This window comes from Janthinobacterium svalbardense (genome assembly GCF_002327145.1).
GTDB classification, from domain to species: Bacteria; Pseudomonadota; Gammaproteobacteria; order Burkholderiales; family Burkholderiaceae_D; genus Janthinobacterium; species Janthinobacterium tructae.
The window spans coordinates 5,065,476-5,086,323 of record NZ_CP023422.1; the positions used below are offsets into that span (position 1 = coordinate 5,065,476).

15 protein-coding genes are annotated in these 20,848 nt (G+C 64.2%); 6 read left to right on the top strand and 9 right to left on the bottom strand.

Annotated elements, in window-relative coordinates; genetic code table 11:
- Positions 1 to 30: 30 nt before the first annotated feature.
- A complete protein-coding gene (locus tag CNX70_RS22545) occupies positions 31 to 921 on the bottom strand; it encodes a DMT family transporter (RefSeq protein ID WP_096237249.1) in 891 nt (296 codons plus the stop codon).
- A gap of 108 nt (positions 922 to 1,029) precedes the next feature.
- Between CNX70_RS22545 and CNX70_RS22550 the strand changes: the two genes are divergently transcribed.
- Both CNX70_RS22550 and CNX70_RS22555 read left to right on the top strand, forming a co-directional pair.
- On the top strand, positions 1,030 to 1,809 hold the full coding sequence (locus CNX70_RS22550; protein WP_096237251.1) for an AraC family transcriptional regulator: 780 nt from the start codon (positions 1,030 to 1,032) through the stop codon (positions 1,807 to 1,809).
- Positions 1,810 to 1,890: 81 nt separating this feature from the next.
- On the top strand, positions 1,891 to 4,353 hold the full coding sequence (locus CNX70_RS22555) for a tetratricopeptide repeat protein (RefSeq protein ID WP_096237253.1): 2,463 nt from the start codon (positions 1,891 to 1,893) through the stop codon (positions 4,351 to 4,353).
- Here CNX70_RS22555 and CNX70_RS22560 read toward each other — a convergent pair.
- Genes CNX70_RS22560 through CNX70_RS22575 form a run of 4 tightly spaced genes read right to left on the bottom strand, consistent with a single transcriptional unit; the run spans position 4,350 to position 6,512 of the window.
- A complete protein-coding gene (locus CNX70_RS22560; protein WP_244198920.1) occupies positions 4,350 to 4,643 on the bottom strand; it encodes a hypothetical protein in 294 nt (97 codons plus the stop codon). The genes CNX70_RS22555 and CNX70_RS22560 overlap by 4 nt on opposite strands.
- 48 nt (positions 4,644 to 4,691) lie before the next feature.
- Positions 4,692 to 5,090, bottom strand: a complete 399-nt coding sequence (locus CNX70_RS22565; protein WP_096237255.1) for a hypothetical protein — start codon at positions 5,088 to 5,090, stop codon at positions 4,692 to 4,694.
- A 1-nt stretch (position 5,091) separates the two neighbouring features.
- Entirely contained in the window at positions 5,092 to 5,895 is an 804-nt protein-coding gene (gene map / locus CNX70_RS22570; RefSeq protein ID WP_096237257.1) for a type I methionyl aminopeptidase, read from the bottom strand.
- Positions 5,896 to 5,912: 17 nt separating this feature from the next.
- Positions 5,913 to 6,512, bottom strand: a complete 600-nt coding sequence (locus tag CNX70_RS22575) for a TetR/AcrR family transcriptional regulator (protein WP_096237259.1) — start codon at positions 6,510 to 6,512, stop codon at positions 5,913 to 5,915.
- Between the two features lie 122 nt (positions 6,513 to 6,634).
- On the opposite strand from CNX70_RS22575, the gene CNX70_RS22580 reads away from it, so the two are divergent.
- Positions 6,635 to 8,149: an AMP nucleosidase gene (locus CNX70_RS22580; protein ID WP_096237261.1), complete on the top strand. Its 1,515-nt coding sequence runs from the start codon at positions 6,635 to 6,637 to the stop codon at positions 8,147 to 8,149.
- Positions 8,150 to 8,156: 7 nt separating this feature from the next.
- On the opposite strand, the gene CNX70_RS22585 is transcribed toward CNX70_RS22580, so the two are convergent.
- The 4 genes from CNX70_RS22585 to CNX70_RS22600 form a co-directional block, all read right to left on the bottom strand.
- Positions 8,157 to 8,627: an RES family NAD+ phosphorylase gene (locus tag CNX70_RS22585; protein WP_096237263.1), complete on the bottom strand. Its 471-nt coding sequence runs from the start codon at positions 8,625 to 8,627 to the stop codon at positions 8,157 to 8,159.
- A complete protein-coding gene (locus CNX70_RS22590; RefSeq protein WP_243420321.1) occupies positions 8,624 to 9,100 on the bottom strand; it encodes an Xre family toxin-antitoxin system antitoxin in 477 nt (158 codons plus the stop codon). Before CNX70_RS22590 ends, CNX70_RS22585 begins: the two co-directional genes overlap by 4 nt.
- Positions 9,101 to 9,233: 133 nt before the next feature.
- The gene (locus CNX70_RS22595) at positions 9,234 to 9,704 is read right to left on the bottom strand and encodes a cyanophycin metabolism-associated DUF1854 family protein (RefSeq protein WP_096237265.1); all 471 of its coding nucleotides are present in this window, start codon (positions 9,702 to 9,704) and stop codon (positions 9,234 to 9,236) included.
- Between the two features lie 2 nt (positions 9,705 to 9,706).
- Positions 9,707 to 11,989 (bottom strand): cyanophycin metabolism-associated ABC transporter, encoded by a 2,283-nt coding sequence (locus CNX70_RS22600; RefSeq protein ID WP_244198921.1) that lies wholly within the window; start codon positions 11,987 to 11,989, stop codon positions 9,707 to 9,709.
- 467 nt (positions 11,990 to 12,456) lie between these two features.
- On the opposite strand from CNX70_RS22600, the gene CNX70_RS22605 reads away from it, so the two are divergent.
- The 3 genes from CNX70_RS22605 to CNX70_RS22615 all read left to right on the top strand — a co-directional run bounded on the left by CNX70_RS22605 (position 12,457) and on the right by CNX70_RS22615 (position 20,624).
- Positions 12,457 to 14,634: a cyanophycin synthetase gene (locus CNX70_RS22605; protein ID WP_096237267.1), complete on the top strand. Its 2,178-nt coding sequence runs from the start codon at positions 12,457 to 12,459 to the stop codon at positions 14,632 to 14,634.
- 69 nt (positions 14,635 to 14,703) lie between these two features.
- Positions 14,704 to 17,274, top strand: a complete 2,571-nt coding sequence (gene cphA, locus CNX70_RS22610) for a cyanophycin synthetase (protein WP_096237269.1) — start codon at positions 14,704 to 14,706, stop codon at positions 17,272 to 17,274.
- Between the two features lie 185 nt (positions 17,275 to 17,459).
- Positions 17,460 to 20,624, top strand: coding sequence for an EAL domain-containing protein (locus tag CNX70_RS22615; protein ID WP_096237271.1), 3,165 nt, complete (start codon positions 17,460 to 17,462; stop codon positions 20,622 to 20,624).
- Positions 20,625 to 20,848: the final 224 nt, after the last annotated feature.

The following is a 20,848-nucleotide window of genomic DNA, read 5'->3' on the forward strand; positions in this document are numbered from 1 at the left end:
CCTTTGCAAAATACCAGCATAGCAAAAATACTACGCTTGTGCGCGCCTCAATGGACGTTTCAGGGTTTGCACCATCAGCACGCCCAGCAGCGTCACGCCGCCACCGATCACATCGTAGCTGTGCAAGGTTTCACCGAGGAACAGCATGGCGATGATCACCGTGAACACAGGCAGCAAATTCATCAAGGTCGTCGCGCGGCTGGGGCCCAGCTTGGCCAAGCCATGCATCCACAAAAACGGCGCGATGATCGAGGCGGGAATGCCGGCAAACAGCACCAGCGGCAAGCCGGCGCTGGTGACGGGCGGCGCAGACTGGCTCAGGTAGTACACGAACAGCACGGGCACGGCGCACCAGACCTGGATCAGCAAGGAATGCCAGTTATTCATGGGAATCTTCCAGCGCTTGAGCAGCACGCCGTAACCCGCATACGACAGACAAGCCAGCAGCATCAGGGCGTCGCCCACGGCCGCGCCATGGGCGAGCAGGGCGGCCGGATCGCCATGGCTGAGCAGATAGCCGAGTCCCAGCAAGGACACGATGCCGCCGAACACGCCGCCCACGGTGGGCGCCTCTTTCAACACCAGCACGGACAAGCCCACGGCCAGCAGCGGCATCATCGACGCCAGAATGCCCATGTTGGTGGCCGTCGTCGTCTGCGCGGCGATGTAGGCCAGGCACTGGTACATGACCATGCCCAGCATGCCCAGCACAAACAGTTTCCCAAGATACGGTTTCACCACGGACCGCTGCTTCCACACGGGGCGGGCAAACACGAGCGCCAGCAGCACGCCGGCCAGCAGCCAGCGGTAGAACGAGATGGCGGCCGGGTCGATCACGCCGACAGCCATCTTGCTGACGATGGTATTGATGGCCCAGATCAGCACCGCGATCACGGGAAACAGATAATGCTTGGCTTTCATGCAAGTAACTCCACTATTCAATGACTGCCATTTTCGCATGGTCCGATTCCATGGATATAATGAAAACCGGACAAACGATGCGAAGAACAGGACAAAACAGGACACTCCATGGCCAGCAACCAGCATTTCCCCGCCGTTTCCGACACCCTGCCCTACCCCGTGTACTTTCGCCTCGACGATTATCACGCACACCAGCAGTTCGATTACCAGAGCCATCCCTGGGGCCAACTCACATATTGCTCCACGGGCGTGATGGAAATCATGGTGGCGGGCCAGCGCTATCTGTCGCCGCCCCAGTACGCCGTGTGGATACCGCCCGAGACCTTGCACGACGGCTATATCCGCCAGGATGTCGTGTTTCACTCGGCCTACATCGACGCCAGCCTGTGCGCGCAGCTTCCCGCGCAGCCATGCGCGCTGGTAGTGAGTCCCTTGCTCAAAGCCATACTCGGCGACTTCGCCGAAAGGGGCGTCACCACGCCCACCACCCTGGCCGACCAGCGCCTGGCGCAAGTGCTGGTCGACCAGTTGCAGTTGGCGCCGTGCAGCCGCAACTACCTGCCCGGCAGCGACGAGCCCGTCATCGCGGCGCTGCTGGCCGCCCTGCAGGCGGAGCCGGGGAGTAACCGCTCACTGGCCGAGTGGGCCGCACAATTGCATGTGACCGAACGCACGCTGGCGCGCCGCTGCCAGCGCGAACTGGGCATGCCGTTCGGCGAATGGCGTCAGCGCCAGCGCTTCCTGGCGGCCCTGCCCCTGCTGGAACAGGGCGACACCGTGCAGGCGATCGCGCTGGAACTGGGCTACAGCACGGCCTCGGCCTTCATCGCCATGTTTCGCCGCCAGAGCGGCGGCACGCCGGACCAGTTCCGCCGCGGCCTGCGCTGAAAAAGCCAGTCCGCTTTGTCATGGTTTGTCATATGAGGATGCTAAAATCCAAACATCTTTCCAGAGAGCAAAAGGACGCGCATGAACCCCAGCACCGAGACGGCCCATGACACCCCAGGCAGCGAGGATGCGCCGCAGGTGACGAAGACAGCCGCGACGGCGCCAGCGCCCATCCGCCTCGACAAGGAAGACATCCCCACCGTGCTGGGCAAGCTGCGCACGCTGGTGCAGGACAAGACGCGTTTTGAGCCGCAGGACATCACGCCGCTAGGCGAGGAAGACGTGCTGCAGGATTTTTCCCTGCAAGCCAATTACGCGCTCGAAGCGCACTTCGAACAGCGCGTCATCAATGGCTACTTCACGCCAGCGGGCAATGACTGCCGCTGTGGCTCCCACGAGGTGGGAGCGCTCGCTCACGCGCAGGAGAAGGAACGGCTGCGCCGCGCGGCCGGCAAGCTCGACAATGCCTTGCGCCAGGCGGGCCAGGCCTACAATGGCATCGAGGCGGGCGTCTACCTGCCGCACGCCGTCAAGTACTGGCACCTGGACACCTGCAACAACTGTCATGGAAAAGGCCGCATCAGCTGCCACACCTGCCACGGCTTGACCACGGAAACCTGCTGGAGCTGCCATGGCGGGCGCACCGTCAGCTGTGACGCGTATGGCTGCTACGGCAGCGGCAAGGTGTCGTGCTCGTATTGCAGCGGCAGCGGCTCGGTCGCCGAGCAAGTCACCGATTACGTCACGGTGCAGGTGCCCACGACCACCTACAGCAACGGCAGTTCGCACACCAGCTACCACAGCGAAACGCGCACGCAATACCGCACCGAGCATCGCAATTGCTACCATTGCAGTTACGGCAAGGTCACGTGCAACAGCTGCCACGGTTCCGGCAACATCAATTGCGGCACTTGCCGCGCCAGCGGCAGTGTCACCTGCCGCACCTGCAGCGGCGTGGGCGACTTGCGCTGCAACCCCTGCGACGGCTCCGGCAAGGTGGGCAAGGCGGCCTGGGTCGACGTACACGTCGCACCCGGCTACAGCGTCAGCCTGCCCAAGCAGGCGCCCGACGACGCGCGCCGCATCCGCGACAAGGAGAGCGTGCACTCACTGGCGGCCATTTCCAGCAGCCTGGCCCTGGCGAAAGTGAGCATTTACAATGAAGACCAGCCGCAGGAAGTCGACGCCCTGTACGCAGGCAAGCTGCGCATCGTGCGCCTGGATGCATCGTGCAACGCCGAAAAGCACCACCTGGTGGCGTACGGCACCGACTTGCGCTGGCTGACCCTGGACGACATCGTGGAAAAGCTGCTGCGCGGCGACCTCAAGGCGCTCAGCGACGCGCTCGCTGGCAGCTTGGATGACGGCCTGTTCTCGGCCCACGTGCAGGGTTTGCTCACGCCGCTGCGCGACGTGGCCGCCTCGGAACTGAATGCGGACGTGATCGAGTCTGTCCTCAGCGGCGACGCAGACCACGCACACGTCGATGTCGTCTCCGCCGAGTATGCGCAGAATGTGCGCACCTGCGTGCTCGGTGCCTTGCGCCAGGTCTACACGCGGCTGGCCAAGCAATTCTGGTGGAAAAGCGCGCTGGCCGCGCTGGCCGCCGCCATCGCCACCTGGTTCTTTGCCGGACGCGGGGCCGCCGTCGTCGCCGGCCTGCTCGTCACGGGCGCCGGCTACTGGCTGTTCAACCGCAAGGTCAAAGCCGTGCTCAGCGAAGCGCTGGGCGGCGAGCAGCAAGCCGCACGCGCCATGCGCATCGCCGGCAAGGGCCGCCGCAACCAGCTGGCGCAAGTGCTGGTCCTCGCGCCGGCCAGCCTGGCCGTGCTGGCCGCCAGCTATGGCTTGCCCGTGCGCGTGCGCCCGGTTTCTGCGCCACCGCAAACGGCCATGGCCTCGGCGCCCGTCGCGACCCATGCGCCGGCCGCCGTACCGCAGAACGCGAGCAGCGCCAAGGCCGTCAAGCTGTACGAAAATGGCGACAAGGTACAGGCACTGGCCATGCTGGAAAGCCTGGTCGGCAAGGGCGACGCCGGCGCGTATGGGCTATATGGCTGGATGCTGCTGATGGGCGAAGGCAAACCCGGCCCCGCCACGGCGCCAACGGTGCAACAGCGCGAAGCGCGCCAGGTGGCCGCCAAGCCCCTGGTCGGCAAGGGCTTGCTGAAAAACGACAGCTATGCGCTGACGGCGAAGGGCGTGATGCTGGCCGAAGGCTGGCAAGAGCCGCGCAACATGGCGCGCGGCCTCGACCTGCTGAAACAGGCGGCGAACAAGGGCAATGCGCAAGCCATGCATTTGCTGGGCCTGTACCATGTGCGCGGCTACCAGATCCCCGTCAACCACAAGGAAGCGCGCAAATGGTTCACCCAGGCCGCAGACAAGGGCAGCGCGGGCGATATCTACAATCTTGGCTTGATGGACTGGGAAGGCGCTGGATTAAAACGCCCGGACCGCGCCAGCGCCATGCAGCGCTGGAAGATCGCCGCCGCCATGGGCGAAGAGCGCGCGATCAAGGCGGTAGCGCAAGGCAAACCTTAAGCTGCTGCCAGCGCCTGCAAGGCCATCGGGTTCGGCGCCGGCTCGCCGACTTTCGTCAACAGGTTGCGGTCCGTGTGGTGAAACGGCTCGTCCTTGCCACGGATCAGCATGACCGTGTCTTCATCGTAGCCCCAGGTGCCGTCGGCGTGGATGTCGACCTTGATGCGGTATTCGACGGTAGTGAACGCGTGTTCGAGGAAGGGGTTCGAGCAGATGCCGTAGGCCGTCGAATCGCGCCTGGCCACCAGTTCAAAACTGGTGGCGTACGCCGTCGTCGTGCCGGACGCCACGGCGATCTTGGGGCAACAGTGCTTGCCGCCATGGTAAGACCCACGCAGCTATCCGGGAAACAGCGCGATGTGGCACTCGATGAACAGCAAGGCTGCTGTCGCCAGCGCGGGGCGCTGCGCCTCGAACACGGCGGCGTCGCGCGTCTGCAGCAAGTTGGCGGCCACATCGGGCAGGTCCAATGCACCGGCGATGAACGCCGCCACCGCCTCAAGGTTCGCGTACAGCGCGCTGTCAAACCCTTCCCAGTCCACATAGGCCAGCCACTCGGCCAGCGTCACCACGCCGGCGACGGGCGGCGCCAGGGCCGCGATGCGCTCGACGCGCAGCACGCTGTCGCTGCGGATGCCTTCTTGCTGCAAGACCGCCAGCGCCACCTGCTGCAGCGCGTCCTCGGCATCGTGCCGGTGCTGGTTCAGCAGGCGCTGCGTCAGGCTGGCGCTGTGCATCTCAGACCAGCGGGTCCGGCAAACCGGTCAGGGTGAAGATTTCAAAGCCCGTTTCCGTCACGGCCAGCGAGTGCTCGAACTGCGCCGACAGCGAGCGGTCTTTCGTCACCGTCGTCCATTTGTCGGGCAAGACCTTGACCTGGTAGCTGCCCACGTTGAGCATCGGTTCGATCGTGAAAATCATGCCCGGTTCGAGCACGATGCCCGTACCGACGCGGCCATAATGCAGCACTTGCGGCGTGTCGTGGAAGACCTGGCCCACGCCATGGCCGCAGAAATCGCGCACGGAAGAAAAACCCTGCGCCTTGGCCACCGCTTCGATGGCGGCGCCCACGTCGCCCAGGGTGGCGCCCGGACGCACCGTGTGGATGCCGGCCATCATGGCGTCATACGCCGTGTTGACGAGGCGGTTGGCCAGGATGGAGACGGCGCCCACCTTGAAGGTGCGGCTGGTGTCGCCGAACCAGCCCTGGAACTTCGGCGTCACGTCGATGTTCAGGATGTCGCCCACTTTCAGGATTTTCGTTTCCGACGGAATGCCGTGCGTGACCACGTGATTGACGGAGATGCAGCTGGCGTGCTTGTAGCCGTGGTAGTCGATGGTGCCGGGGATGGCGCCGGCGGCGCGCATGAATTCTTCGCACAGGGCGTCGAGTTTGGCCGTCGAGACGCCCGGTTTCACGAAAGGCGCGATGTAGTCGAGCGTGTCGGCGGCGATGCGGCCGGCCGCGCGCATGCCGATGAAACCTTCTTCGTCGTGCAGGGGGATTTTCTTGCCGTGTTCAAGCTGGGTGGAATAGCGCATGGGGATTCTTTTCTTTGTTAGTGTGATGTGGCATGTAAGGCCCAGCCGCGCACGGCGTCGTGCGAGGCGCGCAGCATGGCGTCGACACTGGCCGGTATCGGCCGCTCCTGGGTCAGGTAAGGCTTGACGACGGCCACTGGCGCGTCGATCAGCACGAATTTGAGCAGCATGTGATCGAGGTCCAGCTGCGTAGTGGCGGGCATGGCTTCGGCGCAGCGCACAAAGCAGGCGTCGAGCGCCGCCTGCTCCTCTTCCACGGCGGCCAGCAATTGCTCGCTGAGGCCACTGCTGAAATCGGGGCTGTCCGCGCATTGCAGCAAGAAGCGCGCATACACGGGCTTGCGCCGGCACCAGTCCAGCAAGCCGTGCACGCCAGCCCAGGTATCGCCACCGAGCCAGCGGCTGGCCACTTCCTCGCGGAAATCGCTCTTCACGCGCAGCCAGGCGCGCGCCAGGATGGCATTGCGCGAGTCGAAGCGGTGATATACGGAACCGATGGGCGCACCGGCCTTGACGGCGATGGCGGCCATCGACACGGCACCCACGCCGCACTGGGCGGCGACGGCAATCGCGCTGTCGATGAAGTTGTTTTCGTTGAATTTTGCGAGTCTGACCATTCAAATAGAATACAGATTCTATTTGAATCCGTCAAGCGGCCCCGCCAGGCAAAAAACGCGTCCAACGCGACTTGCCCCGCTGCCTTACAATGATATGCACGAACAGCTAAAGGAGAATCCGCTTGCTTACGCCCCCCTTCATCGCCTCCTCCCGCTTCGACGATCCACGCCTGGCGCTGGAACAAGTGCAAGCCATATACCGCAGCAGCATCGAACACCTGCGCGATGCGCTGCAGCGCTTTGTCGCCGGCGAAGACATGCACGAGCGCGTACGCGCCTGCTACCCCTTCGTGCGCATCCAGACCGACACCGTGGCGCGCGCCGACTCGCCGCTGGCCTACGGCTTTGTCGCTGGCCCCGGCGTGTTTGAAACCACCCTGACGCGCCCCGACCTGTTCAGCGACTATTACCTCGACCAGTTCACCCTGCTGCTGAAAAACCATAACGGCGGCCAGAATGTCCACCTGGAAGTGGGCGTCAGCGCCCAGCCCATCCCCGTGCATTTTTCGTTCGCCGAGCATGACCATATCGAAGGCAATATGGATGCGGGCCGCCGCCTGGCCATGCGCGACCTGTTCGACCTGCCCGACCTGTCGGCCATGGACGACGGCATCGCCAACGGCACGCACGAACCGGCGCATGGCGAAGCGCAGCCGCTGGCCCTGTTCACGGGGCCGCGCGTCGATTACTCGCTGCAGCGCCTGCGCCACTACAGCGGCACCTCGCCGCAGCATTTCCAGAACTTCGTCCTGTTTACCAATTACCAGTTCTACATCGACGAATTCATCCGCCTGGGCCACGCCATGATGGACCGCGCACCCGACACGCAAGCACCATCGGACGACGACGGCTATATCGCCTTTGTCGAACCGGGCAACGTCGTCACGCGCCGCGTGGGACAGACCGTGGAAAGCGAAGATGCGCTGGGCGCCGCGCCGCCGCGCCTGCCGCAGATGCCCGCGTATCACCTGCTGCGCGCCGATGGCAGCGGCATCACCATGGTCAATATCGGCGTGGGACCGGCCAATGCGAAGACCATCACCGACCATATCGCCGTGCTGCGCCCGCACGCCTGGCTGATGCTCGGCCATTGCGCCGGCTTGCGCACCACGCAAAGCCTGGGCGACTACGTGCTGGCGCATGCGTACGTACGCGAAGACCATGTGCTCGACGAAGACTTGCCGCTGTGGGTGCCGATCCCGCCGCTGGCGGAAATCCAGCAGGCGCTGCAAACGGCGGTGGCGGAAATCACCCAGCTGACGGGACATGATTTGAAACACATCATGCGCACGGGGACGGTGGCCAGCACGGATAACCGCAACTGGGAACTGCTGCCGCAGCGCACGCCGGAGCGCCGTTTCAGCCAGAGCCGCGCCATCGCGCTGGACATGGAAAGCGCGACCATCGCCGCCAACGGCTTCCGCTTCCGCGTCCCGTACGGCACCCTGCTGTGCGTCAGCGACAAGCCGCTGCACGGCGAAATCAAGCTGCCCGGCATGGCCAACCACTTCTACCGCGAGCGGGTCGACCAGCATCTGCGCATCGGCATCCGCGCCGTGGAACTGCTGCGCCGCCAGGGCGTGGACCGGCTGCACAGCCGCAAGCTGCGCAGCTTTGCGGAAGTGGCGTTTCAGTAAGCCTGCATCAAGGGAAAAAGCGGGGATCGTAGCTCCACCGCCGGACGGTGCTGGCGGTGACCGCTGCTGCATCGGCATGGCGGGGGTTGAGCAAGACATTGTATTCGTCGGGCACGATCACGGAAGGCACCAGCAGCAAGGCAGATTTTCCCGCTGCAATCCAGCCATCGCCGGCCCGCTTGCCCGACAAGCCGGCCGGTATGGCGTCCCAGCAGCCGGGAAATGGGTCGAGTACCTGGCGCGCGTTCCATACGCCATCGGGAATGGCGATACGCACCAGGTAACGGTTGAACGGCAGGCCGCCGCCCCGCAGGTAATGGACGGTTTCCAGGGTGGCCAGGGCGATACTCGTCGAGCAATACACGACGGGCGCGCCCTTGCTGTTCCAGCGGCCGCCCGTGATCCTCGCGCCGGTGCCGCTCAGGTCACTGGCGGGATAGGCTGGCGTCTCGACGGCAATACGCCAGAGCACGTTCATGCATAGGCTCCGCTCTGCGTCATGGACAGCAATTCCGCCACCAGTTTTTGCCCCTCGAAGGTATCCATGTAGCTGGCCGGCGTCGCTCCCGCCAGCGCAGGCAGCGGCTTGCTCAGCCAATCGGAGACCCAGCGCGCCGCGTCAAAGCCGGCGGGATCGCCCGATTGTTCGACCATCGCCTGCACCATGCCGATCAGGGTTTCAACACCCAGTACGCGCTCCGATTCATCCTTCGACAGCAAGCTGGCGTCTTTCTCCTTGCGGCTGATGGTGGCGCGCGACAACCCCAGGCTGGACAACAGGAATTCCTTGCTCATGCCCATGCGCGCGGACAAGCGACTGATCGTCGAAGCTGGAATGCCCCGCCGTATCAGCGCAATGCGCGCATCAGTATCAAAGCCGTACAGCGCCATGCCTTCGTACAGGGCCCTCGCTTGCTGAGCCGGAACGGGAGCATCAATGTGTCGTTGCATAATCATCTCCTTTAAGACGATAGTATAGCTCAAATGAGGCAACCTACAAGGAAAGCACAAGGTCAAAAAAAATGCCGCCCAGCGCAAGCTGAACGGCATGAGCGGCGGCACTGCACCGCATTCGGGGCGCTTCCTACAGGAAGCGATCCAAAATCTTCCGCGTCGTCTTGTCGATATTAAACATGTCGCGGATCAGGAAGTGGATGCCGTGGTTGTCGGCGATCAGCAGCGACGTGGCGCCGATGCGGCGGATGTCTTCCTCGCCTTTCAGCACGAATTGCGTCTCGCCCCGGTCCGTGTCCACATGCCAGGTGCATGGCGTGGCAAAGCTGGAAACGCTTTTCACGCGCGCGATCTCGGGCATGAATTCGCGCCCTTCCAGCTCTTCCTGCAGCAGGCTGCGTGCCGGCTCCGGCAAGGTGTCGAGGCGCTCGATCCACGCCACTTCCTTGCCATTGCCCAGCACCAGCGAAATGCCTTCGTCGGGCGACTGGATGGGAAAAGCGCGCACGGGCGCCACGCCTTCAAAGACCTGGCCGTCTTCGGCCGTCATCACCAGCTTGCCGAAGGTGTCGCGGCTTAATGTAAAAGTTGTACTGGCCATGCTTATTCCTTGTCATCCAGGGCGAGTTCGTTGTTGCGCGCCTGTGCTTCGTAGAGGCGGAAATAGGCGCCCTCTTTCGCCATCAGTTCATCGTGACTGCCCACTTCGACGACCTGGCCGCGATCCAGCACCACCAGGCGGTCGGCCCGGTGCAGGGTCGACAGCCTGTGCGCGATGGCGATCGTCGTGCGGCCTTGCACCAGGTTGTCCAGCGCCTTCTGGATTTCTTTTTCCGTTTCCGAATCCACCGACGATGTCGCTTCATCCATGATCAGGATGCGCGGATCGATCAGCAGGGCGCGGGCGATCGAGATGCGCTGGCGTTCGCCGCCGGACAAGCCCTGGCCACGCTCGCCCACCATCGAGTCGTAGCCTTGCGGCAGGCGCAGGATGAATTCGTGCGCATGCGCGGCGCGCGCGGCGGCGATGATCTCCTGGCGCGACGCGTGCGGCTTGCCGTAGGCGATATTTTCCGCGATGGTGCCGAAGAACAGGAACGGTTCCTGCAGCACCAGGCCGATGTTGCGGCGGTAGTCGGACACGGCGAACGAGCGGATGTCGACGCCATCGAGCAAGATCGCCCCTTCCGACACGTCATAGAAGCGGCAGATCAGGTTGACCAGCGTACTCTTGCCCGAACCGCTGTGGCCCACCAGGCCGATCATCTCGCCCGCCTTGATATTCAGCGTGATGCCGCGGTTGACGGCCCGGTTGCCATAGCGGAAACCGACTTCACGCAAATCGATCCTGCCTTCGATCTTCTCCAGTTTGACGGGGTGCGCCGGTTCCGGCACGCTCGACACGTGGTCGAGGATGTCGAAGATGCGCTTGGCGGCGGACGCCGATTTCTGCGTCACGGAAACGATGCGGCTCATGGAATCGAGGCGGCCATAGAAGCGCGTGCTGTAGGCGATGAAGGCGGTCAGCACGCCGACGGTGATTTCGCCGCGCGACAGTTGCCAGATGCCGAAGCACCAGATGACCAGCAAACCCATCTCCGTCAGGAACGAGACGGTGGGCGAAAACAGCGACCAGACTTTATTGAGCTTGTCGTTGACGGCCAGGTTGTGCGCGTTGGCGTCGCGGAAGCGGGCCGCTTCGCGTTTTTCCTGCGCAAACGCCTTCACCACGCGGATGCCGGGGATCGTATCGGCCAGCACGTTGGTCACTTCGCTCCACACGCGGTCGATCTTTTCAAAGCCCGTGCGCAGGCGGTCGCGCACCAGGTGGATCATCCAGGCGATGAAGGGCAAGGGTGCCAGGGTCATGATGGCCAGCCAGGGGTTCATCGACCACAAAATGACGCCCGTCATGATGATCATCAGCACGTCGGAGGCAAAATCGAGCAAATGCAGCGAGAGGAAGACGCAGATGCGGTCGCTGCCACTGCCGATGCGCGACATCAGGTCGCCCGTGCGCTTGCCGCCGAAAAATTCCAGCGACAGCTTCATCAGGTGTTCATACGTGGCCGAGCGCAAATCGGCGCCCATGCGTTCGGACACCAGGGCCAGCACATACGTCTTGCCCCAGCCCAGCAGCCAGGCCAGCAGGGCCGAGCCGAGCAAGCCGCTCATGTAGTACACCACCAGCCACGGGTCGATGTGCTTGCCGTTCTGATACGGGATCAGGACATTGTCCATCAGCGGCGCCGTCAGGTAGGGCGGAATCATGTGCGCGGCCGTGGAGAGCAGCATCAGCATGAAACCCAGCGCCAGCTGGCCACGGTAAGGGTGGGCAAAGCGCCACAGGCGAAACAGGGTCCAGGTGGATGGCGGCGTGTACAGCACCTTGGCGCAGATCGGGCATTCTTCCTGCTCCGGCTCCAGAGGCGCCTTGCAACTCGGGCACACTTCCTGTTCCGCTTGCAGCACGGGCTGGCCCGTCAGGTGGCTGTCGAGGCGCTCGACGAACTGTTCCAGCACGCGGATCGCATGCAGGTTCTGGCCCAGGGTGAAGCGCCACGCCGCCAGGCGGCCGTGGTCGTCGAACAGTTCCAGGTGGCCGACACCGGCGTGGTCGTGGTGCGTCAGGCGCAGTCCGGGGCGGAAAGACCAGCTTTTCCAGTCGGTATCGCCCGGTGAACGGGCCAGCAAACGCTTCTCGGTGACAACAATTATGCCTTTTGTGAAACGTAATCGCGCATCGAGGTCAACCTCAACGCTACTTAAAACGTTCTCCCCTGGAGAAAGCTTGCTCTCCACCTCCGCCAGCCAGGCTTCTGCTACCGGCGCAGGCAGCGAGGTGAGGGGAATAGTTGTTGCAGGAACACTCAGTTCAGTTGTCATCGTAAAGCATACTCCGGCTCGAGGCCAAGCCCTTCAGGGCGGGATTTGGGGGATGGGGCAGACGCCCGATCAATGTTTGTGTACTGCGCGATGGCGAGGTAGATGCACCAGTGGCAATTTCCTGTATTGTATCGAATGGATGCCTGCCGGTAAGGAATGATGGCAAAACGGCGCAAAAAAATGCGTGGCCATCGACCAGCGACAAGTATACAACAGCGCGCTGTTGCGCAAATGCTCCAGCTTGGCCCGGAGTCGGTATCTTTATAACAAGTAAGGCAACATTTAGTAACAATTAGAATGACAACAGCAGCAGAATACGGGAAGCAAACGCGACAAGAGGCCGCTAAAAGTGGCACACTGCGCATACCCGGGATAAAGAACCAAGCACGAGCCTGAAAAGACTCTGTAGAGCCACCATAAAGTATCTGGCGCCCAGACGCCTGGCTTGTTATCAAGAAACCACTTACATGATCAAGAAGAAGAACATCGAATTTGCCCGCGTCACCCACTTGCGCGGCCCCAACATCTGGACGTATCGCCCGGTGATTGAAGCCTGGGTCGACATCGGCGAACTGGAAGACTATCCATCCAATACCCTGCCCGGCCTGTACGAGCGCCTGGTGGCGTGGCTGCCGGGCATGATCGAGCACCGCTGCGGCGTGGGCGAACGGGGCGGCTTTTTCGAGCGCCTGCGCGAAGGCACCTGGTCGGCGCACATCCTCGAGCACGTGGTGCTGGAATTGCAAAACCTGGCAGGCATGCGCACGGGCTTCGGCCAGACGCGCTCGACCAGCCAGCGCGGCGTCTACAAGATGGCTTTCCGCACGCGTGAAGAGCACGTGGGCCGCGCCGCCCTGGCCGCCGCGCGCGAACTGCTGATGGCCGCCATCAACGATGAAGCCTACGACCTGGAAGCGGCCCTGGCGCCCCTGCGCGACATGGTCGATGCGCGCTGCCTGGGCCCGAGCACGGCCAGCATCGTCGATGCGGCCACCGAGCGCGGCATCCCTTCGCTGCGCCTGAACGACGGCAACCTGGTGCAGCTGGGCCACGGCGCCGCGCAGCGCCGCATCTGGACGGCCGAAACGGACCGCACCAGCGCGATTGCCGAAGGCATCGCCAGCGACAAGGACCTGACCAAATTCCTGCTCAAATCGTGCGGCGTGCGCGTGCCCGAAGGCAGCCTGGTGCGCAGCGCCGAAGCGGCCTGGGAAGAAGCGCAAGACATCGGCGTGCCCGTCGTCGTCAAACCGTATGACGGCAACCATGGCCGCGGCGTGTCGCTCAACCTGATGACGGAAGCGGACGTCAAGGCCGCCTACGAACTGGCCGCGCGCAAGGGCGACAGCTCGGCCGTGCTGGTGGAAAGCTTCATCACGGGCGACGAACACCGCTTGCTGGTGGTCGGCAACAAGCTGATCGCGGCCGCCAAGGGCGAATCCTTGTGGGTCGACGGCGACGGCGTCTCCACGGTGCTGGAACTGGTGAACACGCAGATCAATATCGATCCGCGCCGTGGCGAAGGCGAAGATTTTCCATTGGGTACCGTCAAGCCGCATGAATCGGGCGAAATCGTGCTGGAACTGCAGCGCCAGGGCATGACCGCCCTGTCCGTGCCGCAGGCGGGCCAGAAAGTGCTGATCCAGCCGAACGGCAACGTGGCCATCGACGTCACCGACGACGTGCACCCGTCCGTCGTGCATGCGGCCCTGCTGGCCGCGCGCGTGGTGGGCCTGGATATCGCCGGCATCGACCTGGTCACCACCGACATCACGCGTCCTTTGGAAGAGCAGCGCGGCGCCATCATCGAAGTCAATGCCAGCCCCGGCCTGCTGGCGCACATCAAGCCGGGCGTGGGCCAGAGCCGCCCTGTCGGCGCGGCTATCGTCGACCACCTGTTCGCGCCCGAGGAGACGGGCCGCATTGCGCTGATCGGCGTGACGGGCACGCGCGGCGCCAGCCTGATCGTGCGCATGCTGTGCAAACTGCTCAACCTGTCGGGCCTGCACACGGGCGCCGTCTGCAGCGAAGGCATGTACCTGGACCAGCGCAGAGTCGTCAGCAGCGATTGCGTGAACTGGGACGCGGGCCAGCGCCTGCTGCTCAACCGCACCGTGCAGACGGCCCTGTTCGAGAGCAATCCACGCATGATCCTGGCCGAAGGCCTGGCCTATGACAAGTGCCAGATCGGCATCGTCACCGACATGGGCAGTTTGGAGAGCGTCAAGGATTTCGACGTGCTCGACGATGCTGGCCTGTACAAGGCCGTGCGCAGCCAGGTCGACGTGGTGGTGCCGACGGGCGTGGCCGTGCTCAACGCCGCCAACGCCCACGTGCTGGAGCTGGCCGAACTGTGCGACGGCACGGTGACCCTGTACGCACAGGATGGCAGCTTGCCGGCCATCGCGGCGCAACTGACCGCCGGCCAGCGCGCCGTGTTCGTGCGCGGCAACCATATCGTGCTGGCCGAAGGCGGCATCGAAACGGTCTTGCTGTGCCTGGACCTGCTCAAACCTGCTACCGCCGGCAATGTCGACAGCGTGCTGGCCGTCGCGGCCGCCGCTTGGGCCATGAACCTGCCCGTCGACCTGATCTGCGCGGGTTTGCGCACGTTTGACGCGGCTCCCGGCTGCATCGGCAACTAAGACTCAAGCCAAGACTCAAGCCCGGCTTAGGCCGGGCCCACAAGAACACAACAGGATTACGGTTTAATTATGGAAGTATCTCGCGTACGGGCCTTGCGGGGCCCTAATCTCTGGAGCCACGACACCGCCGTGGAAGCCATTGTTTCCTGCACCACGCAGGAACTCGACATCGCCCAGTTGCCCGGCTTCGAAGCCCGCCTGCGCGCGCGCTTTCCGCAACTGAGCCCGCTGCAACCGCTGGGCAATTACAACGCCGCGCCGATGGCGCAGGTGCTGGAACTGGCGGCGCTGGGCCTGCAGGCGCAAGCCGGCTGCCCCGTCACCTTCAGCCGCACCACGCCGACCCTGGAAACGGGCATCTTCCAGGTCGTCGTCGAATACTCGGAAGAAGCCGTCGGCCGCCTGGCCCTGGAACTGGCGCAGCAGCTGTGCCGCGCAGCGCTCGACGATGCGCCGTTCGACCTGGCCGGTGCCCTGCACCAGTTGCAGGAACTCGATGAAGACGTGCGCCTGGGCCCTTCGACGGGCGCCATCGTCAACGCCGCCGTGGCGCGCAACATCCCGTTCCGCCGCCTGACCGAAGGCAGCCTGGTGACGTTCGGCTGGGGCAGCAAGCAACGCAAGATCCAGGCCGCCGAAATGGACGGCACCAGCGCCATTGCCGAAGCCATCGCGCAAGACAAGGAACTGACCAAGAAGCTGCTCGATTCGGCCGGCGTGCCGGTACCGCACGGCCGTGTCGCCATCGACGCGGACGATGCCTGGGCCGCCGCCTGCGAGATCGGCCTGCCCGTCGTCGTGAAACCGAAGGATGGCAACCAGGGCAAGGGCGTGACAGTGAACGTCACCACGCGCGAACAGCTGACGGCCGGCTTTCTCGCGGCGCAGGAATTCCGCGACGATATCCTCGTCGAACGCTATCTGCCGGGCCACGATTTCCGTTTGCTCGTCATCGGCAACAAGATGGTGGCAGCGGCCCGCCGCGACCCGCCGCAAGTGGTGGGCGATGGCCAGCACACGGTGCGCGAACTGGTCGATCAGGTCAACCTGGACCCGCGCCGCGGCAGCGGCCACGCCACCTCGCTGACGAAAATCCGCTTCGACGACATCGCCCTGGCCAGCCTGGCCAAGCAGGGCTATGTGGCCGAATCCGTGCCGCCCGTGGGCCAGCGCGTTATCTTGCGCAATAACGCCAACCTGTCGACGGGCGGCTCGGCCACCGACGTCACCGTCGACGTGCACCCGGAAGTGGCGGCGCGCGCCGTCGCCGCCGCGCACATGGTGGGCCTGGACATCTGCGGCGTGGACGTGGTCTCCGAAAGCATACTGAAACCGCTGGAAGAGCAGAACGCCGGCATCGTCGAAGTGAACGCCGCGCCTGGCCTGCGCATGCACCTGGCGCCGTCGTTCGGCAAGCCGCGTCCCGTGGGCGAAGCCATCATCGCCGCCATGTTCGCCGAGGGCGACGATGGCCGCATCCCCGTCGTCGCCGTGACGGGCACCAACGGCAAGACCACCACCGTGCGCCTGATCGCCCACCTGCTCACCACCTCGGGCCTGCGCACCGGCATGACCAACACCGATGGCGTGTACATCGAAGGACGCCAGATCGACAGCGGCGACTGCAGCGGTCCGCGCAGCGCACGCAACGTGCTGCTGCACCCGGACGTGGACGCCGCCGTGTTCGAAACGGCGCGCGGCGGCATGCTGCGCGAAGGCCTGGCCTTCGACCGTTGCCAGGTCGCCGTGGTGACGAATATCGGCGCCGGGGATCACCTGGGCCTGAACTACATCACCACCGTGGAAGACCTCGCGGTACTCAAAAGAGTGATCGTGCAGAACGTGGCCGACAGCGGCGTGGCCGTGCTGAACGCCACCGACCCTGCCGTGGCGCGCATGGCCAAGAATTGCAGTGGCACAGTGACCTTCTTCGCCGCCGACAAGACGCATCCCGTGATGGCCACGCACCGCGCGCAGGGCAACCGCGTGGTGTACGTGGAAGATGGCAATCTGGTCGCCGCACAGGGCAAGGAACGCCACGAGATCGCCCTGTCGCAAGTGCCGATCACGCGCAACGGCGCCATCGGCTTCCAGGTCGACAACGTCATGGCTTCGCTGGCCGCCGCCTGGGCCGTGGGCCTGGACTGGAAAACCATCGCGCTGGGCCTGAAAACCTTCGCCAATGAAGCCGACAATGCGCCCGGCCGCTTCAATGTATTCGACTACAAGGGCGCCACCTTGATCGCCGACTATGGCCACAATCCGGACGCCATCCTGGCACTGGTGCAGGCCGTGGAAAGCATGCCGGCCAAGCGCCGTTCGGTGGTCATCAGCGGCGCCGGCGACCGCCGCGATGAAGACATCCGCCAGCAGACGGAAATCCTCGGCGCCGCCTTCGACGACGTGCTGCTGTACCAGGATCAATGCCAGCGCGGCCGCGCCGACGGCGAAGTCGTGGCGCTGCTGCGCCAGGGCTTGAACGGCGCCAAGCGCACCAGCTATATCGATGAAATCAACGGCGAATTCGTCGCCATCGACAAGGCCCTGGCGCGCTTGAACGAAGGCGATCTGTGCCTGATCCTGATCGACCAGGTGGAAGAAGCGCTGGCGCACATCGCCAAGCGCGTCGCCGAAGCGTAAACGCAGCCTGACGGCATACGAGGGCGGCCTGCGGGCCGCCCTTTTTCATTGCCACCGCTTTTCCGCACCAGCATGGGGCACGCACAGCCCAAAACGCCCCGCATCGACCTTATCAGCCTGTAAATTCAGGCATGAAAATTGCTCATAAGAAAACATAAATGAGCTGACGAGAAGGTGGGGCACGCATGGTGGGCAGAATCTCGCGCATGATCGGGGCATTGACGGTGGGGCGCAAACTGGCGCTGATCTATTTGCTCGACCTGTCCGCCGTCATCTTCATTTCCGGCATCCTCATCAACGAAAAATACATCGCCATCGATTTCTCGCGCAAGGAGATGGCGGGCAACGACTACATCGCCGCCATCCGCGATGCGCTGCTGCCACTGACGCGCAGCACGGCGCAAGCGGACGCGCAAGCCGCCGCCATCGAGCAGGCCGAGCGCCAGTTCGGTGCAGGCATGCGCAGCGCGCAATTGAGCGGGCAATTCGCCACCCTGTTGCGCCAGGCCGGCGACACGCCAGCGGCACATGACGGCATGGCGCCCTCGCCCGCCTTTGTGGCCGGACGCGAACTGCTTACACGCGTGGGCAATCAATCGAACCTGATCCTCGACCCTGACCTGGACAGCTACTACACCATGTCGCTGGTGATCCTGCGCTTTCCCGAACTGCTGGAAGTGATCAACAGCACGCGCGACCTGGCCCTGCAGTTGGCGACAGCCGAAGGCGCGCAGCGCCAGCGCCTGCAGACCCAGTTCCTGATCCTGGAAGGGCGCATGGACGCCACCATGGGTGGCATCGGCAGCGACTACACGGAGGCGTTCGCGGCCAGCACGCCGCTGCTGCGCCGGCACCTGGACGGCTCGCGCGCGGCCCTGCAGCAAGCCGTGACGCAGTTTCGCGCCAGCACCCAGGCACTGGCCGGCACGCCGGCCCATGCGGATGGCAACGCCGCGCTGCTGCGGCACGATGCGGCGGCCGTCGCGGCCCTGCAGCAGGCCTGGCACGCGGCGGAAAACGAATTGCACCGTTTGATCCAGCTGCGCGTGGACGGCTTTTTCACGCGCATGTGGCTGCACCTGGGCACGGCCGTGCTGCTGCTGATGATGATACTGGGCCTGGTGTTTTTCGTCGCGCGGCAGATCGCCCTGCCCATCCGCCGCCTGGCGCGCGTGGCGCAGGAAGTGCGCGAAACGGGCGACCATAGCCTGCGTGCCGTCTGGGACAGCGAAGATGAAACGGGGCGCCCGGTCAGCGCCTTCAATACCATGCTGCAGCAGCTCGACTTCCAGCGCATGGCGCAGCAGGACCTGGTGGCGCGCGCCAGCGCGGCCGATGCGCAGCGCCAGCTGGTCGACGCCATTCCCATCCCGCTGATGGTCACCTCGATCCCGCATCACCAGGTGCTGCACGCGAACCAGGCCGCGCACGCGTGGCAGGGCGGCCTGGAACTGGACCCCTGGGTGGGCGGCATGAGTCCGCAAGCCCGTTCGCGCTTCTTCCAGCGCTTGAGCGATCTGGGCGCCGTCGATGAGTTCGAGGTGTGCTGGAGCGGCGGCGGCACGCCCACCTGGGCCTTGATTTCCGCGCGCCTGATCGACTACCAGGGCCAGCGCGCCGTGCTGTCCACCTTCACGCCGATCAACAAGATGAAGCTGATGGAATCGCGCCTGGAACTGTGGGCCAAGGTCTTCGAGGCATCGGCTGAAAGCCTGATCGTGATGGATGCCGACATGCGCATCATCACCGTCAACCAGGCCTTCCGCCGCCATTCGCTGTACGAGATGGTGGAGCTGATCGGCAAGCGCCCGGCCTTCCTGCTGTCGCCGCAAAACAGCCATGAACAGCTCGACAGCCTGCGCCAGACCCTGGCGCGGCGCGGCTACTGGCAAGGAGAAATCTCGGTGCAGCGCAAGTCGATGGAAAGCTATCCCGCCTGGCTGGTGATGAACGCCGTGCGCGACCTCGATGGCGTCACCACGCATTTCATCGCCAGCTCGCTCGACATCAGCGAACGCAAGGCCAGCGAGCGGCAGATCGAGCACATGGCCCATCACGACGCTCTGACGGGCCTGGCGAACCGCCACGTGTCGAAACTGCGCCTGGCGGCCGCCATCGCGCAGGCGCGCCGCAGCGGTGAAAAGGTGGCCGTGCTGTTCGTCGACCTGGACCGCTTCAAGCACGTCAACGACGCGCTGGGCCACCATGTGGGCGACGCGCTGCTGCAATCGGTCTCAAAGCGCCTGCTGCAGCTGGTACGCGAAGGCGATACCGTCAGCCGCCTGGGTGGCGATGAATTCGTCGTCATCCTCAACGGCATCGGCGACGCAGAAGCCATCGGCGCGCTGCTCGACACGCGATTGATACCGGCCATGCGCCAGCCGCACCTGGTGGAAGGCAGCGAGCTGTATGTCTCTTGCAGCGTGGGCGTGGCCATCTACCCGGACCACGGCGACGACATGGATACCCTGATGCGCCACGCCGATGCGGCCATGTACCAGGCCAAGAGCGGCGGGCGCGATAATGCGCGCATGTTCACGCCGCAGATGCAGGAGCAGCAGTTGCAGCAGCTGCACCTGGAAAGCGACCTGCGCCACGCCATCGAGCGGCAGGAACTGGTGCTGTACTACCAGCCGCGCGTTGATGCGCAGAGCAGCCGCCTGAATGGTGTGGAAAGCCTGATCCGCTGGCAGCACCCGCAGCACGGCCTGATCGCGCCCGACAGCTTCATTCCCGCCGCCGAGGAATCGGGCCTGATCGTCTGCATCGGCGCATGGGTCATCCGCGAAGCCTGCCGCCAGCAGCTGGCCTGGCGCAAGGCGGGCGCGGGCGAGATCGCCGTGTCGATCAACCTGTCGGCCATCCAGTTGAAAAGCGGTACCCTGGTGGCCACCTTGCGCGACGTGCTGCGCGAGTTTCCCGTCACGCCAGGACAGATCGAATTCGAACTGACCGAATCGATCCTGATGGACAATGTGGACGACACCATCGCCACCCTGCACGCCATCAAGGCGCTGGGGTTTGCACTGTCGATCGACGACTTCGGCACCGGCTATTCGAGCCTGAACTACCTGTGCCGCTTCCCGCTCGACAAGCTGAAAATCGACATGAGCTTCGTGCAGGACATCCACGGTTCGCCGCAAAACCTGGCGGTGACGAAAACCATCATCGGCCTGGGCCATACCCTGGGTTTGACGGTCACCGCCGAAGGCGTGGAAAGCGCGGCCGATGCCGACGTGCTGCGCCACGCCGGCTGCGATGAATTGCAAGGCTTTTATTTTGCCCGTCCCATGCCGCAGGCGCACTTCATGGCATGGCTGGCGCACAGCGACGCCCGCTGCGCCGCCTGACACCTCCTGTGGAGCGTCCGCAACGCGCACGCGGATTCGACAACACGCAGTGCGCCGCCAGGGCGCATGAATGCTGCAGGGATACCGGAATTGGTATTGACATCGCAAAAGAAGTCATTTGTGGGGCAAAGTCATTCCCCCTACCATGTTTCCTGAGCAAGTTTCAGCTCTGGCGGCGACTGCCGCAGCGTTCTCAACATAACTAAAATACAGGTGGAGACAAG